General features: G+C 65.2%; 13 protein-coding genes. 10 read left to right on the top strand and 3 right to left on the bottom strand.

What is annotated here, in order from left to right; translation table 11 throughout:
* From RBA41_RS20195 to RBA41_RS20180, 4 genes are all read left to right on the top strand, one after another.
* Positions 1 to 1,386, top strand: a complete 1,386-nt coding sequence (locus RBA41_RS20195; RefSeq protein ID WP_306626050.1) for a tetratricopeptide repeat protein — start codon at positions 1 to 3, stop codon at positions 1,384 to 1,386.
* A 225-nt stretch (positions 1,387 to 1,611) separates the two neighbouring features.
* Positions 1,612 to 2,259 carry a methylamine utilization protein gene (locus RBA41_RS20190; RefSeq protein WP_306626049.1) on the top strand — a complete coding sequence of 216 codons (648 nt, stop codon included), beginning with the start codon at positions 1,612 to 1,614 and terminating at the stop codon, positions 2,257 to 2,259.
* A gap of 1 nt (position 2,260) precedes the next feature.
* The gene (locus RBA41_RS20185; RefSeq protein WP_306626048.1) at positions 2,261 to 4,672 is read left to right on the top strand and encodes a putative bifunctional diguanylate cyclase/phosphodiesterase; all 2,412 of its coding nucleotides are present in this window, start codon (positions 2,261 to 2,263) and stop codon (positions 4,670 to 4,672) included.
* Between the two features lie 98 nt (positions 4,673 to 4,770).
* Positions 4,771 to 6,945, top strand: coding sequence for a prolyl oligopeptidase family serine peptidase (locus RBA41_RS20180; protein WP_374709574.1), 2,175 nt, complete (start codon positions 4,771 to 4,773; stop codon positions 6,943 to 6,945).
* A 45-nt stretch (positions 6,946 to 6,990) separates the two neighbouring features.
* Here RBA41_RS20180 and RBA41_RS20175 read toward each other — a convergent pair whose 3' ends face one another.
* Positions 6,991 to 7,317: a hypothetical protein gene (locus tag RBA41_RS20175; protein WP_306626046.1), complete on the bottom strand. Its 327-nt coding sequence runs from the start codon at positions 7,315 to 7,317 to the stop codon at positions 6,991 to 6,993.
* Between the two features lie 265 nt (positions 7,318 to 7,582).
* Between RBA41_RS20175 and RBA41_RS20170 the strand changes: the two genes are divergently transcribed.
* Together RBA41_RS20170 and RBA41_RS20165 are read left to right on the top strand one after the other, a co-directional pair.
* A complete protein-coding gene (locus tag RBA41_RS20170) occupies positions 7,583 to 8,299 on the top strand; it encodes a hypothetical protein (protein WP_306626045.1) in 717 nt (238 codons plus the stop codon).
* A gap of 118 nt (positions 8,300 to 8,417) precedes the next feature.
* Positions 8,418 to 10,601 (top strand): hypothetical protein, encoded by a 2,184-nt coding sequence (locus RBA41_RS20165; protein ID WP_306626044.1) that lies wholly within the window; start codon positions 8,418 to 8,420, stop codon positions 10,599 to 10,601.
* 35 nt (positions 10,602 to 10,636) lie between these two features.
* On the opposite strand, the gene RBA41_RS20160 is transcribed toward RBA41_RS20165, so the two are convergent.
* Complete coding sequence (locus tag RBA41_RS20160) at positions 10,637 to 11,212, bottom strand: helix-turn-helix domain-containing protein (RefSeq protein WP_099882727.1); 576 nt, start codon at positions 11,210 to 11,212, stop codon at positions 10,637 to 10,639.
* A 214-nt stretch (positions 11,213 to 11,426) separates the two neighbouring features.
* On the opposite strand from RBA41_RS20160, the gene kbl reads away from it, so the two are divergent.
* Genes kbl through RBA41_RS20140 form a run of 4 tightly spaced genes read left to right on the top strand, consistent with a single transcriptional unit; the run spans position 11,427 to position 15,736 of the window.
* Positions 11,427 to 12,647, top strand: a complete 1,221-nt coding sequence (kbl, locus tag RBA41_RS20155; protein ID WP_306626043.1) for a glycine C-acetyltransferase — start codon at positions 11,427 to 11,429, stop codon at positions 12,645 to 12,647.
* 18 nt (positions 12,648 to 12,665) lie between these two features.
* Positions 12,666 to 13,628 carry an NAD-dependent epimerase/dehydratase family protein gene (locus RBA41_RS20150; RefSeq protein WP_306626042.1) on the top strand — a complete coding sequence of 321 codons (963 nt, stop codon included), beginning with the start codon at positions 12,666 to 12,668 and terminating at the stop codon, positions 13,626 to 13,628.
* A gap of 49 nt (positions 13,629 to 13,677) precedes the next feature.
* Positions 13,678 to 15,075, top strand: coding sequence for an L-serine ammonia-lyase (locus RBA41_RS20145; protein WP_306626041.1), 1,398 nt, complete (start codon positions 13,678 to 13,680; stop codon positions 15,073 to 15,075).
* A gap of 7 nt (positions 15,076 to 15,082) precedes the next feature.
* Positions 15,083 to 15,736 (top strand): SMI1/KNR4 family protein, encoded by a 654-nt coding sequence (locus RBA41_RS20140; protein ID WP_306626040.1) that lies wholly within the window; start codon positions 15,083 to 15,085, stop codon positions 15,734 to 15,736.
* A 43-nt stretch (positions 15,737 to 15,779) separates the two neighbouring features.
* Here RBA41_RS20140 and RBA41_RS20135 read toward each other — a convergent pair whose 3' ends face one another.
* Entirely contained in the window at positions 15,780 to 16,025 is a 246-nt protein-coding gene (locus tag RBA41_RS20135) for a type II toxin-antitoxin system Phd/YefM family antitoxin (protein ID WP_306626039.1), read from the bottom strand.

Here is a 16,025-nt window from a genome sequence, read left to right as displayed (position 1 = left end):
ATGGACCGCCAGAATACCACCCGCGAGAACTATCAAACCTTCATGTGGTTCCGCCAGGCTGCCGAACGCGGCAATGCGTACGCCCAGTTCAATCTGGGTTTGATGTGCAAGAAAGAGCGCGATTACGACAGCGCTTTCACCTGGCTGCGGCTGGCGGCCCAGCAAGGGCTGGCATTCGCCCAGAATCACCTCGGCTCGATGTATTACCATGGCCGCGGCGTCGCCCACAACGATGCCGAGGCCGCGCGCTGGTTCCGCCGCGCGGCAGAACAGGGCGAGGCGTCGGCCCAGCAAAACCTGGGGCTGATGTACCGCAAGGGGAGGGGCGTCGAACAGAACCACGAGCAGGCGCTGGCGTGGTTCCAGCGCGCCGCCGAGCAGGGTTCGGCCAGCGCCCAGACCCTGCTGGCCGAATGCTACCTGGCCGGGCAGGGCGCGCCGGTCAGTTATGAACAGGCCATGAACTGGTTCCGCAAGGCGGCCCTGCAGAGCGACGCCGTGGCCCAGCTCAACCTCGGTCTGATGTACAAGCGCGGCCAGGGCGTGGAGGCCAGCGACGAGCAGGCGCTGTGCTGGTTCCGCCAGTCCGCGGCCCAGGGCAACCCGATGGCCCAGCGCCACGTGGGCGTGGCCTATGCCGACGGCGTGGGCGTGCGCGCCGATCCCTTGCGCGCCGTGGCCTGGCTGCAGCGCGCGGCCGAACAGGGCGACCGCGATGCCCAGTTCAACCTGGGCGTGATGCTGGCCAACGGCCAGGGCGCCGAGCAGGATGAACACCGCGCGCTGCAGTGGTACGCGCGCGCGGCCGAACAGGGCCACGTGCTGGCGCAATACAATCTGGGCAGCATGTACGCCAACGGGCGCGGCACCCCGCGCGACGAATACCGCGCGCTCGAATGGTACCGGCGCGCGGCCGAACAGGGCGCGGCCAACGCCCAGTTCAACCTCGGCGTGATCTACGCCAGCGGCCAGGGCGTGCCGCGCGACGACAGCCAGGCCGCGCACTGGTACCGCACCGCGGCCGAGCAGGGCGACGCCAGCGCCCAGAACAACCTGGGCGTCATGTACGCCAACGGCCACGGCGTGCCGCAGGATGATGCGATGGCCGTCTACTGGTACACCCAGGCGGCCGAGCAGGGCCATGCGCTGGCCCAGTACAACCTGGGCGGTATGTACAACAGCGGGCGTGGCGTGGCGCGCGACGCCGTGCGCTCCTACATGTGGATGCTGCTCGCGGCCGATGCCGGCGATGAAACGGCCAACGCCAACAAGGCCATCGTGGCGCGCCGCCTCACCCCGGCCGAGATCGGCTCGGCGCTGGACCAGTCGCGCCTGTGGCTGATCGCCCACGCTGGCCTGGGCAAGGGTGTGCGCGGCGCGGCGTAAGCACCGCGCCCGGTCCGGGCAGGACCGTGTTCATTCTATTAACGTGCCGCCGCGCCCGTTGATGCCGCGCCGAAATCCCATGCTTCGCCTGCCGCCCGACTCGGTTGAAAGTTCTGCTCGGAACTTTCTTCCAGACGCTACAATAGGCTCGCCGAACGGCTCGCCGAACGGCTTGTACCTGCCCCGCGTGCCAGCGGGATTTCTGTCCACCCTGGATGCGCGCCCATGAAACCATTACTTCGTCTGATCAGCCTGGCCGGGATGTCGCTGGCCAGCGCCGCCGCTGCCGCCACCGCCATCACGGTGCAGGTCAATGACAGCAGCGGCAAGCCGCTGGCCGACGTGGTGGTGGCGGCCGAGCCGGACGGCGGCGCGGCCGTGCCGAAGACGCTCAGGGCGGCCGAGATCGAGCAGCGCGGCCTGCGCTTCCTGCCGCTGGTATCGGTGATCCAGACCGGCAGCCGGGTGTCGTTCCCGAACTACGACAAGGTCAAGCACCACATCTATTCCTTCTCGCCCGCCAAGAAATTCGACCAGAAGCTCTACTCCGGCGTGGCGGCCACGCCACAGGTGTTCGACAAGGCCGGCATCGTCGTCCTGGGCTGCAATATCCACGATCGCATGCTCGCTTACATCAAGGTAGTCGATACCCCGTTCTTCGCCAAGACCGACGCCGCCGGCGTGGCCCGCATCGAGGTGCCCGCGGCCGGTAAATACACGCTCTCGTCCTGGCATTTCAACATGGCCGGCGCCGCCGTCGAGCAAGCCGTCGCGGTCAAGGCGGGCGAGGGCGCCGCCGCCGCCAGCGTCAAGCTCACCATGAAGCCGCCCGCGCCGGATCCGGACTCGCCGGGCGCCGGTGCGCCTTACTAGCATGATGCTGCGTTTCAATAGCCTGGAAGGGCGCATCGTCACCCTGTTCCTGGTGCTGATCGTGGCGGTGCAGGCGATCGGCCTGGTGGTGATCGAGCAAGGCATCAATGCCAACGCGCGCTCGAGTATCGCCACCGAACTGGTCAACGGCGAAAAAGTCTTCCGCAAGCTGATGGAGCAGAACGCCCAGAAGCAGCGCTTCAGCGCCCAGGTGCTGGCGCGCGACACCGCGTTCGTGCAAGCCATCGGCAACGGCGACGAGGACGACCGCGCCACCATCGCCTCGGCGCTGGTCAACAGCGGGCGCCGCGCGCGCGCCGACATGACCATGCTGATCGATGGCGAGCGCCGCGTCACCGTCGAAAACGGCATCGTCAAGAACGGCTCGCTCGAAAAGCTGGTCCTCGGCCTGCTCGACCAGGCCGAACAGAACGATGGCGCCAGCGCGGTCGCCATTGTCGACCAGCGTCCGGTGCAGGTGGTGATCATGCCGGTCAAGGCGCCGGTCACCATCGCCTGGGTGGTGATGGGTTTCGTGCTCGACCGCCAACTGGTGCTCGACATGCGCCAGCTCTCGCAGCTGGAAGTGGCGATCTTCACGCGCCAGCCGGACGGGCCATGGACGCCGTTCGAGTCGACCCTGCCCGCCGCGGCCATGCCGGCCGTGGCGCGCGCGCTGCAGGCGCTGCCCGGGAACACGGCGCGCCCGTTCGATCTCGACGCCGGCGGCATCCGCTACAGCGCGCGCCTGCTGCCGCTCGGCATCGACGGCGGACGCCACGCCGACGTGGTGCTGGCGCGCTCGATCGACGACGCCACCGCCGAATATACCGGCCTGCAGCGCACCCTGATGATCCTCACCATCGTCGCCACCCTGGTCGCCTGCGGGGTGGCGGTGATCACCGCGATGCGCATCGCGCAGCCGCTGCGCCACCTGGCCGGCACCGCGCGGCGCATGGAGCTGGGCGACTACGACGGCCGCATCGACCTCGAACGCAAGGATGAAATCGGGGCCCTGGCCAAGGCCTTCGCCGGCATGCGCGACGGGATCGCCAAGCGCGAACAGGAAATCCGGCGCCTGGCGTACTGGGATTCGCTGACCGACCTGCCCAACCGCGCCCAGTTCGTGCTGCGGCTGGGCGAGGCGCTGGCCGAGGCGCGCCAGCGCGAGCAGGTGGTGTTCGTGCTGATGATGGACCTGGACCGCTTCAAGCACGTCAACGACGTCATGGGCCACGCCTTCGGCGATGTCTTGCTGCAAAAGGTGGCCGAGCGCCTGCGCGCGCTGCTCGCCGAAACCCAGCCGCAAGCCTGCCTGGCGCGCCTGGGCGGCGACGAATTCGTGGTGCTGCTGCCGGCGTCCTCGACCGACCATGCGCACAAGGTCGCCGCCGCCATCCTGCGCGCGCTCGAAGTGCCGCTCTCGCTGGAAGACCAGACGGTCGACATCGGCGCCGGCCTCGGCATGGCCGCCTTTCCGATCAACGGCGCCGATCCCGAGTCGCTGCTGTCGATGGCCGAAGTGGCGATGTACGCCGCCAAGCAGCGCAACGACGGCGCCGTGGCCTACGACGCGGCCATGGACAAGTCCAGCGCCAAGTCCCTCAGCCTGCTCACGGAACTGCGCAACGCCATCGAGCGCAACGAATTCCGCCTGCACGTGCAGCCCAAGATCAGGCTCGATACCGGCGAAGTGGTGGGCGTGGAGTCGCTGGTGCGCTGGGTCCATCCCGAACGCGGCAACGTGTTCCCGGACGAATTCATCCCGTTCGCCGAGCAGACCGGTTTTATCCGCGTGCTTACGCGCTGGGTGCTGGACCAGTCGGCCGCGCTGTGCAGCCAGCTGCAGCGGCAGGGAATCGATCTGAAAATCTCGGTCAACCTGTCCACCCGCGACCTGCTCGACCAGGACCTGCCGGCCAAGTTCAGGGACATCCTCACGCGCCACCAGCTCTCGGCCGGCTCGTTCTGCCTCGAGATCACCGAAAGCGCGATCATGGACGACCCGGTGCGCGCCCAGCAGACGCTCGAGCGCCTGCACGCCATGGGCGTCGATTTGTCGATCGACGACTTCGGCACCGGCTACTCGTCGCTCGCTTACCTCAAGCGCCTGCCGGTCGATGAACTCAAGATCGACAAGTCGTTCGTGCTGAACATGGAAAACGATATCGGCGACACCAAGATCGTGCGCTCGACCATCGACCTGGGTCACAACATGGGTTTACGCGTGGTGGCCGAGGGCATCGAAAGCGAAGCCGTGTGGCGCCTGCTGGCCGCGCTCGGCTGCGACCAGGGCCAGGGCTACTTCATGAGCCGCCCGATCGCCGCCGACAAGCTGGTGGGCTGGATCGCCGCCTGGTCCCCGCCGGCCAGAACCGCGCTGCCGTACCCGGATACGGTCGGTTCGGCCTGATTCGCACGCCGTGATGCGCGGCCGGCCATCGCCACGGCCCGGATTTCGCGCTATTATCTTCCCCGGCAAAGTTGCCCATCCCATCAAGAGACAGAACCATGCAAATGAGACATGCAGTCCTCGTCGCCAGCCTGCTCGCCGCATTCGGCGGACCAGCAGCGGCCCAGGTCCAGACCCAGGCTTGTGCACCCGGCGGCACGCCAACGACCTATCCGGTCACGAAAAAAGTCGAGCAGCAGGATATGTACCACGGCACCAGCATCGCCGACCCGTACCGCTGGCTCGAAGACGCCAACAGCGCCGAGACCAAGGAGTGGGTCGACGCCCAGAACAAGGTTACCCAGTCCTACCTCGGCCAGATCGGCGAGCGCAGCGCCATCAAGGAGCGCCTGACCAAGCTGTGGAACTACGAGCGCTACAGCGTGCCGTACAAGGAAAGCGGGCGCTATTTCTACAGCCGCAATAACGGCTTGCAGAACCAGTCGGTGCTGTTCACAATGAAGTCGCTGAGCGACGAGCCGCGCCTGCTGCTGGACCCGAACACCCTGGCCGCCGACGGCACCGTCGCCCTGGCCGGCACCGCGGTGAGCCCGGACGGCAAATACCTCGCCTACGGCACCGCCGCATCGGGCTCGGACTGGAACGAGTGGAAGGTGCGCGACATCGACACCGGCAAGGACCTGGACGACCACCTGAAGTGGGTCAAGTTCTCCGGGGCCTCGTGGACCAAGGATGGCAAGGGCTTCTTCTACAGCCGCTACGACGCGCCGGAAGAAGCGGCCAAGCTGGCCGGCATCAACTACTTCCAGAAGCTGTACTATCACAAGATCGGCACGCCGCAGAGCGAAGACACGCTGGTCTACGACCGTCCGGACGAAAAGGAATGGGGCTTCGGCGGCCAGGTCAGCAACGATGGCAAGTACCTCGTCATCACCGCGACCAAGGGCACCGCGCCGAAATACCGCATCTTCTACAAGGACCTGACCAAGCCCGGCTCGAAAGTGGTGCCGCTGGTCGATCAATTCGAGGCGTCCTACAACTTCATCGACAACGACGGCCCGGTGTTCTACTTCAGCACCGACAAGAAGGCAACCCGTTCGCGCGTGATCGCCATCGACACGCGCAAGCCTGCCGAGAAACACTGGAAAGAGATCATTCCCGAATCGGCGCAAACGCTGGTTGGCGCCTCGATGGTCAACAACCAGATCATCGCCGAGTACCTGGCCGATGCGCGCAGCATGGTCAAGGTGATGGACCGCAAGGGCAAGCTGGTACGCGAGATCGCGCTGCCCGGCATCGGCTCGGTATCGGGCTTTAACGGCAAGCGTGGCGACAGCGAGACCTTCTACTCGTTCACCGGCTTCACCAACCCGACCACCATCTACCGCCTCGACATGAAAACCGGCGTGAGCACGGTGTTCCGCAAGCCGAGCGTGGACTTCGACCCGAGCGGCTTCGAGACGCGCCAGCAGTTCTATACGAGCCGCGACGGCACCAAGGTGCCGATGTTCATCGTCTCCAAAAAGGGCATCAAGCTCGATGGCAGCAATCCGACTTACCTGTACGGCTACGGCGGCTTCAACGTCTCGCTGACCCCGACCTTCTCGCCGGCCAACCTGGCGTGGATGGAAATGGGCGGCGTGTACGTGGTAGCCAACCTGCGCGGCGGCGGCGAGTACGGCGAAGCGTGGCACGAAGCGGGCACCAAGCTGCACAAGCAGAACGTGTTCGACGACTTCATCGGCGCGGCCGAGTGGCTGGTGGCGAACAAGGTCACCTCGCCGGCGAAACTGGCCATCGGCGGCGGCAGCAACGGCGGCCTGCTGGTCGGTGCCGCGATGACGCAGCGTCCGGAACTGTTCGGCGCGGCGATTCCGCAGGTGGGCGTGCTCGATATGCTGCGCTTCCATAAATTCACGATCGGCTGGGCCTGGACCTCGGATTACGGCTCGTCCGAGAACGCCGATGAATTCAAGGCGCTGGTGAAGTATTCGCCCCTGCATAACCTGAAGGCGGGATCGTGCTATCCGGCGACCATGATCACCACGGCCGACCATGACGACCGCGTGGTGCCGGCGCACAGCTTCAAGTTCGCGGCGGCGGCGCAGGCAGCGCAGGCAGGCGCGGCGCCGATCCTGATCCGCATCGATGTGAAGGCCGGCCATGGCGCCGGCAAGCCGACCACCAAGATGATCGAGGAAGTGGCGGACCGCTGGGGCTTCCTCAGCCGGGCCTTGCGCATGAGCGAGCCGGCCAAGGTGGCGGCGCAGTAAACCGGTCGTCCCCTCGCCGTGCTGGTGGCGGCGCGGGGACCGGCTTCAGAAATCGCGCTTGATCGTGTTGCTCCTGAACGAGCCACTGAGTCCTTCCACGCTGACCAGGGCATACACCTCATCCTGGCCCCAGTCTTCGTTCAGCTGGCTGGCGGAAACGGTGTTCGACAGCGAAAAGCTCCCGTCCACCCCTACGCGTTCGATGCCGCTTCCGCCAATACTGAAGAGTGTGTCATCGAACCACTCATCGTCCCCGCGAATCCGGGCTCCTACTTTCTTGTTGACCGAATTGTAAAAGCCATCGCCGTTGACGACCACCAGGTAATTTCCTGGCTGGTTCTCGGCAGGGCTGATGTATAGCGTGACGTTCATGATGCTGCTCCTTGAGGTCGCCCGGGCGGGCTGAACTCCAGTATTCGTGATCGATAGAAAGCGTTTTAGAGAAAAAACAAGCGCGCCGGACGCTGTTTTTATGCCGGCTCAATGCGTGCAGGCGGACGGTCCGGCCGTAAATGAAATCAGGCAAGGTATCGCCATCCGCCACTCAGCGTTCCGCTCCGTGGTGCTTCCCGCCGCCTTTCCCCCATCCGCGCCAATCCGATGCACAGTGACCTCCACGCCACAGCAAAGGAACGTCATGCAGCTCGCCCACGCCCGACCCAACATCGCCCTCTACGTTGCCGCCTTCCTGGCCGGCGCCATGCTGCTGGCCGGTCCGATCCTGCAGCCCGCCGGTTACCACGCCTTCGCCGACGAGCGCTCGCTGTCCGGCCTTGCCAACGCCGCCGACGTGCTGTCGAACCTTGGTTTTCTGATCATCGGCCTGTTCGGCCTGCTGCACGTGCGCCCCGCGCGGCCGGCCCACGCCATGTTCTTCGCCGCGATCCTGCTGACCGGTGTCGGCTCGTCCTGGTACCACCTGGCCCCGGATGACACCCGCCTGATCTGGGACCGCCTGCCGATCGCGCTGGCCTGCGTGTCGCTGCTCGCCGCCGCGCTGGACGATGCCTTCCCCACGCGCTTCGCGCCGCTGCCCACCCTGGCCGCGCTGTGCGGCCTGGGTGCGGCCAGCGTGTTCTGGTGGTCGGCGACCGGCAACCTCGGTCCCTACCTGCTGATCCAGCTGGCCCCGCTGGTGCTGGTGCCGCTGCTGCAATGGCAGACCGGCGCCGCGCCCGCGCAGCGGCGGGCGTTCGGCATCGCGATCGGCCTGTACGTGCTCGCCAAGCTGTGCGAACTGGCCGACGGCGCCATCCTGGGCGCCATCCACGCCGTCAGCGGCCACACGCTCAAGCACCTGCTGGCCGCGCTGGCGGCGCTGGTACTGACCCGCATGATCGCGGCAAGGCGCTGATTTTCCACGCAAAATTGTAAAGCCCGGCGTCACTGTCGGGCTTTGACGCACGATAAGCGAGCTGTTCTACGGGCGGTTCACACTGGGCTGTGTACCCCACCCATGAGGAGCACCCATAATGAAAACCGACGATCCCGGACGCAAGCAAGCGTCAAAGCCGCCCGCGGCCAAGCGTCCGCCGCCGCCCATCGTGCCGGAAGAGCGCGCCAGGTTCCGCGCGCTGGTGATGAGCAATCCGAATTACTTCGGCAACATCCAGGCGAGCCCGTTTCCGCCCGTGCTCAACATCAAGCTCAACACCACCTACGAGCGCCTGGCCTGCGTCGGTTTCCAGCCGCAGTTCAACCGGCTCGACGCGGTGGTCTACATTTTCCAGCCGAACGGTTACGGCGGCGGCATCTGTTCGTCCGGCTCGCAGGAATACGTGCGCTTTTATCTGTCGCGCGACGACGGCGCAAGCTGGCAGGATGCCGGCCTGACCAGCTTTTCCGCGTTCGACATTCCCGAAGGGAGCACCGGGCGCCGCCGCCTGGAATACGCCGTCACCTTGCGCATCGATCCGGCCAAGCGCTTCTGCTTTCTCGACAATACATGGCTGGTGCGCGCCATTTTGGCGTGGAACGTGCCGCCGCCGCCGGACACGCCCAATTTCGTGCCGGTCTGGGGCAATATCCACAACACCCACATCCGGGTCGATCCGCTGCGCATCATCCTGATCGAGGATCTGCTCCAGCATGCCAGGCTGTCGCTGCCGCCGGTGCTCGCCGAAATGATCGACGCCAGACAGGAAGTGAAGATCAGCCCGCCGAAAGTCCTCGGTGCGCGCGAACTGCAAGCCTTGTACAAGGGCCGCGATGTCGAGCCGCACCGCTACGCGCTCGGCGAGCTGCACGACCTTGTCAGCCAGCCCGAACTGACCGATGTCCTGATGGCGCCGGGTTTCACGGGCGTGCTGACCGAGCTCGACGTCGATCTGGCCGACACCCTGTTCCCCGCGCAAAGCAGCACACGCTACGAGCAGCTCGAATGCATCGGCCTCAATCATGCGCAGGACACGCTGGTCGGCGTCCTGCGCATCAAGCTGCCGAACGGCTACTCGGTCGGCCCGTGCACGGCCGGCAGCAAGGAGTTCGTCACTTTCTGGGGCGACTTCAACGACAACGGCACGTTCGACACCTGTCTCGGCACCACCTCGGTCACCGTGCACGATATCGAGCGCATGCCGCGCGAGGGACTGGAATACTCGGTGTTCCTGCCGGTCGACCTGGACCGCTATCGCCGTACCTGCCAGGAAGGGCCGGTGCTGGTGCCGATCCGCGCCATCCTGTCGTGGCAGGTGGCCGCGCCGTGCGCCGATCCCGACTACATTCCCGTTTGGGGCAACCGGCTCGACACGCTGGTGCATGTCCGTGCGGGCAGGGGACCGGCGCCGACCGGCCACCCACCGATCATCGACACCATCGGCAGCATGGCGCTGAGAGACATCGACGGCGCCGGCTACGCCAGCGGCCCGGCGCAACTGGCCGGCTTTACGGCGGTGCAAAGCCCTTTTGGGGGCGAGGTCGTCATTACCGGGCATATCGCCAACCCGGCCGATATCAGCGGCGGCGCCGGCCCCTTGAAATACCGCGTCATCGTCAACGGCGGCAGCGGCGACCAGTTGCTTGCCAACACCTTCCCGCTGGCGCGCAGCCAGTTGCTCGATGGAGTATGGAGTTTCCTGCCGACGATCGCGCAGGCGGTCGACGCGGCCGGTTTCTATACCTATCAGGAAGACCGCACCGGCGCGCCCGGCAATGCCGAGATCTTTGTGCTGGGTAATGTACTCGCGCGCTGGGATACCGCCGGCAAGACCGGCGCCTGGCAGGTGCGGATGGAAGTCAAGGATGCCGCCAATGTGGTGTATGCGGGCAATCCCTCAATCGTGCGCCTGGACAATGCCGGCCCGCGAATTCCGGCCGGAAGTTTCAAAATAACAACAGGAGCAGGCAGCTATGCCGATTTCGTCATCGGCGACGTAATCGAAGGGACGTATCAGGTCAGCGGCCAGCATTTCAGCAGCCTGAGCCTGTCGGTGCAGCCCGCGCTGGGCGGCAACTTCATGGCGCCGCTGCCGCGTAGCTATCCGGCGGTGCCGACCACGGGCGAAGGCGGCGTGTGGCGCCTCGACACGAGCGGCATGCCCAGGTGCGGCTATGTGATCCGCCTGGGCGCGAGCGACCGCACCATCGTCGACAGCGGCTATGTGGGCTGGGGCGCGGAAGCGTTCGTGGGCCTGTGCCTGAAGCTGGCCACGGCGTAGACTGTAGAAAGGGATGGCTGGCCCTGACCACCATGTCAGCGGTGCACCACCACCAGCAAGGCCTTGGCTTCGGTCTTGCCGGCATTGCGGATCACGTGGTTCTGGTCGGCGGGATAACGCGCCGTGCCGCCCAGCTTGATTTTCTTCTTGTCGCTGCCCACTTCCAGCTCCATGGTGCCGTGCAGCACCGTCATATGCTCGCTGGTGCCCGGATCGTGGGCCTGCGAGGCCAGTTCGCCGCCCGGCGCCAGGGTCAGCTCATACCACTCGTACTTTCCAGCAAGATCCATCGGTCCCAGGATGCGCAGCACGTAGCCGGCGTGGGTGCCGGGCAGGGTCGGCGTTTCGTGGGCGTCGAGCACGCGGATGGTCTCGACCGGGCGCGTTTCGGCCGACAGCAGCTCGCCGATGGCCACGCCCAGGGCGTTGGCCAAACGCCACGTGATCGCAATCGTGGGGTTCGCCTTCTCCCTTTCGATTTGCGATAACATGGATTTCGACACGCCGGCGATCCGGGACAAGTCCTCCAGGGTCAGGCCGCGCGCCAGCCGCAAACGCTGCAGGGTGGCGCCTACTTCAGGTGGAGAATTGGTCGATACAGGTGGTTTCATCAGGTTTTCGCAACAGTGTTCAAACAAAAAATTTCCATACATATAAGCAAACCGAGGCTTGCCAAGTTCACTCGGCTTGGGTAGTATCCATTATATTGAATTTGTGTTCGACATAACGGAATTTCACGATGCGGTTGAAGTCGTGCGCTCCGGAGCACGGTACAGCATAGTTTAACAGTCGGTCAAGCCGGCAACCACATGACGAGGAATAATGATGAGCGAGCAAGCGAAGAGTGCGTTTTTCAGCGGCCTGCAACACAACCTGGACACGCTGCGCGAACAGGGGCTGTACAAGCCGGAACGCGTGCTGGCGTCGCGCCAGGGCGCCGAAGTGGTGGCCGACGATGGCCGCACCCTGATTAATATGTGCGCCAACAATTACCTCGGCCTGTCGGGCGACCTGCAAACGCAGCAGGCGTCGATCGACGCCACCGAAAAGTACGGCTACGGCCTGTCGTCGGTGCGCTTCATCTGCGGCACCCAGACCGTGCACAAGGAACTCGAAAAAGCCATTTCCGCTTTCCTGGGCACGGAAGACACGATCTTGTACGCGGCCGCTTTCGACGCCAACGGCGGCGTGTTCGAGCCGCTGTTCGACGAGAACGACGCCATCATCTCCGACGCGCTCAATCACGCCTCGATCATCGACGGCATCCGCCTGTGCAAGGCGGGCCGCTATCGCTACCAGCACAACGACATGGCCGACCTCGAGGTGCAATTGCAGGCCGCGGTTGCCGCCGGCAAGCGCCACAAGGTCATCGTCACCGACGGCGTGTTCTCGATGGACGGCACCATCGCCCAGCTGGACAAGATCTGCGACCTGGCCGACAAATACGGCGCGCTGGTGATGATCGACGAATGCCATGCCTCCGGCTTCATGGGCAAGACCGGGCGCGGCACGCACGAACACCACAACGTCATGGGGCGCATCGACATCATCACCGGCACCCTGGGCAAGGCGCTGGGCGGCGCGATGGGCGGTTTTACCGCCGCGCGCAAGGAAGTGATCGACACGCTGCGCCAGAAATCGCGTCCGTATCTGTTCTCGAACACGCTGGCGCCATCGATTGCCGGCGCCTCGCTGTCGGTGCTGGAGCGGATCTCGAAGTCGACCGAACTGCGCGACCGCCTGCACGAAAACACCGCCTACTTCCGCAAGGAGATCGAGCGCATCGGCTTCACCATCAAGCCGGGCACGCACCCGGTGGTGCCGGTGATGCTGTTCGAGGCGCCCGTGGCGCAGCGCTTCGCGGCGCGCATGTACGAACTGGGCGTGCTGCTGAGCGGCTTCTTCTACCCGGTGGTGCCGATGGGGCAGGCGCGGGTGAGGGTGCAGCTGTCGGCCGCGCACACGCGCGAACAGCTCGACACGGTATTGACAGCATTCGAACAGGCCGGGCGCGAGCTGGGCATTCTCAAGAATCAAGAACACTAATAAGACGGAATCAAGCACATGGAACGCATTCTCATTATCGGCGCGAACGGCCAGATTGGCAGTGAACTGGTCGGCGCGCTGGCGCAGCAGCATGGCGCCGGCAACGTCATTGCCTCGGACATCGGCGCCAACAACGTGTACAAGGCGGCGCGCTACACCCAGCTCGACGTGCTCGATAAGGCGCGCCTGACGGCCCTGGTGGCCGACGAAGGCATCACCCAGGTCTACCAGCTGGCCGCGCTGCTGTCGGCCACCGGCGAACAGGCCCCGCTCAAGGCGTGGACCCTGAACATGGACGGGTTGCTGAATATCCTGGAAGTGGCGCGCGAACGCGGCGAAGCGGGCAAGCCGCTGCGCGTGTTCTGGCCATCGTCGATCGCCGCCTTCGGCCCGAACACGCCGCCCCAGGCCACGCCGCAATACACGGTGATGGACCCGACCACCATCTACGGCATCAGTAAACTCGCCGGCGAGCGCCTGTGCGAGTACTACTTCACCAAATACGGCGTGGACGTGCGCAGCATCCGCTATCCCGGAATCATCAGCTACAAGTCGCCTCCGGGCGGCGGCACCACCGACTACGCCATCGCGATCTTCCACGCGGCCCTGCGCGGCGAACGCTACGAATGCTTCCTCGGCCCGGACACCACGCTGCCGATGATCTACATGCCCGACGCGATCCGTGCCACCATCGAATTGATGGATGCCCCATCTAGACAAATCGCAGTGCGTTCTGCCTATAATGTGGCCGGCGTGTCGTTCAATCCGGGCGAACTGGCGGCGGCGATCAAGCGCGCCTTGCCGGCGTTCGAGATCGGCTACAAGCCGGACAGCCGGCAGGCGATTGCCGCCAGCTGGCCGCAAAGCCTGGACGACAGCGTGGCCACGGCCGACTGGGGCTGGAAGGCGCAGGTTGGCCTCGACCAGCTGGTGGCCGACATGCTGGCCAATATCGATGTCAAGCTGACCCGCGCCGCTTGATTCGCTTCACCGACACACAACACATAAAAAATCATAAAAGGGACACCTGATGGACATGAGCGTATTCGACCTATTCAAAATCGGCATCGGGCCGTCGAGTTCCCACACCGTGGGGCCGATGGTGGCGGCGCGGCGCTTCCTGGTCGAATGCGGTCCGCTGGACCATGCGGTGGGCGTCGAGGCGGCGCTGTATGGCTCGCTGGCCCTGACGGGCGTGGGCCACGCGACCGACAAGGCGGTCATCCTCGGCCTGATGGGCGAAACGCCGCAGGGCGTGGACCCGGAGCGGGTCGAGGACATGCTGGCCGAAGCCGAACTCGATGGCGTGATCAAGCTGCTGGGCACCCACGAAGTGCCGTTTTCGGCCCGCACCGGCCTAATTTGGCACAAGAGCTCTTCGCTGCCGGAACACCCGAACGGCATGCGCTTCACGCTCAAGCTCGATGACGGCAGCGTGATCGAACGGATTTTCTACTCGGTCGGCGGCGGCTTCATTCACGCGGCCGGCGAATCGCAGGCGCGCCAGAGCAATGGCGAGAGCACCGCGCCGATTCCCTACAGCTTCGGCACCATGGACCAGTTGCTGGCGCACGGCCGCAGCAGCGGCCTGACGATCCCGCACATGCTGCGCGCGAACGAATGCGCGCGCATGGATGGCGCGGCGCTCGACGCCGGCATCGACAAGATCTGGCACGTGATGCGCGACTGTATCGCGCATGGCCTGGTGACCGGCGGGCAGCTGCCCGGTGGCCTGAACGTCAAGCGGCGCGCGGCCAACCTGTGGAAGCAGGCGCAGGATGCGCTCAATGGCGACAACCGCGCCAACGACCTGCCGCACGATGCGCTGCACCTGGTCAGTCTGTACGCGATGGCGGTCAACGAAGAAAACGCCGCCGGCGGACGCGTGGTGACGGCGCCGACCAACGGCGCGGCCGGCATCATTCCGGCGGTGCTGCGCTACTACGCCGAGGATTGCCGTCCGAGCGATCCGGTGCGCGGGGTGCGCGACTTCATGCTCACGTCGGCCGCCATCGGCATGCTGTGCAAGAAGAACGCCTCGATCTCGGGCGCCGAAATCGGCTGCCAGGGCGAAGTGGGCGTGGCCTGCGCCATGGCTGCGGCCGGACTGGTGGCGGCGCTGGGCGGCACCAACGAGCAGATCGAGAACGCGGCCGAAATCGGCATCGAACATCACCTGGGCATGACGTGCGACCCGATCGGCGGACTGGTACAGATTCCGTGCATCGAGCGTAACGGCATGGGCGCGATCAAGGCGATCACGGCGGCCTCGCTGGCTCTGCGCGGTGACGGCACGCACTTCGTCAGTCTGGACGACGTGATCGAAACCATGCGCCAGACCGGTGCCGACATGCAGGACAAGTACAAGGAAACCTCGCTCGGCGGGCTGGCGATCCACGTGGTGACGGTCAACCACGCGGCTTGCTAGAAAGCGCATGAGCGACTCCTTCGATGCGCTGGCCGCGTCGACCGGCATTGCCTTGCCGCCGGCCCTGCGCGCTCTGATCGAGTCGGGCCGGGCGAGCCGGGACGATCCCGACCAGATGGCTTTGCTGGCGATGTATGACTTTCACTGGCTGTCGGCCCAGCGCGCCGGCGAGGTGATCGGCGAGTGGCTCAATCCCGTCAAGCAGAAAGGCAATGTGTTTCTGCCGTTTGCCCGCTCCGGCGCGGGCGATGCGTACTGCCTGGTGCGCTTGTACAGCGGGGAGGAGGGCGTGTGCATGGTGTGGCACGATTCCGGGGCATCGCACCTGCATTTCAGCACTTTCGACCGCTTCGTCGCCGGACAGTACGTGGCCGCGTTCGCCAACCTGACCGAACTTGACGAGGAGGCCGGCGACGATCCGGAAGGGTATGTACGGGCCGACGTCGCCCGGGTGATCGATCTGCTCGAACCCGCGCTTCAGGATCTGCTGCGCGCCTGCCTGGCCAAGCCGCTGATGGAGCGGCCCTACAAGCTGGGCTACCGGGCGCGTCCGGAGATGGTGCTGTCGTGGATCAGCCAGGACGAGGAGGAGGCGCTGTGGGCCCAGGTCGGCAATGCCGACCCTGTTTCGTTCGACGTGGTGGCGCGCTGGGAAGAGTAGATCCATTCGAAGGGCATCTTGATGATCTTTTCCAGCAGCAGTTTCACCTGCCGTCTTCAAACATGGATTCGATCTCACTTTTTCCCATTGTGTCGAAATCCTGCGGGATGTTCACGTGCCCCGTCATAAAGCCCAGGCGCCTGACCGAAACGGTAGCCTGCGCATCGAGTGCCATGACTTTGACCATCGGTTTCCCGGCCATCGAAATAATAAAGGTTTCCCCCTTCGCAGCCTCTTCCACTAAAGTGGACAGATGTGTCTTTGCGTCATGAATGTTGACCGTTTTCAT

This window comes from Massilia scottii, from assembly GCF_030846495.1.
GTDB classification, from domain to species: Bacteria; Pseudomonadota; Gammaproteobacteria; order Burkholderiales; family Burkholderiaceae_D; genus Telluria_A; species Telluria_A violaceinigra.
This window is presented reverse-complemented; position numbering and strand designations above follow the sequence as displayed.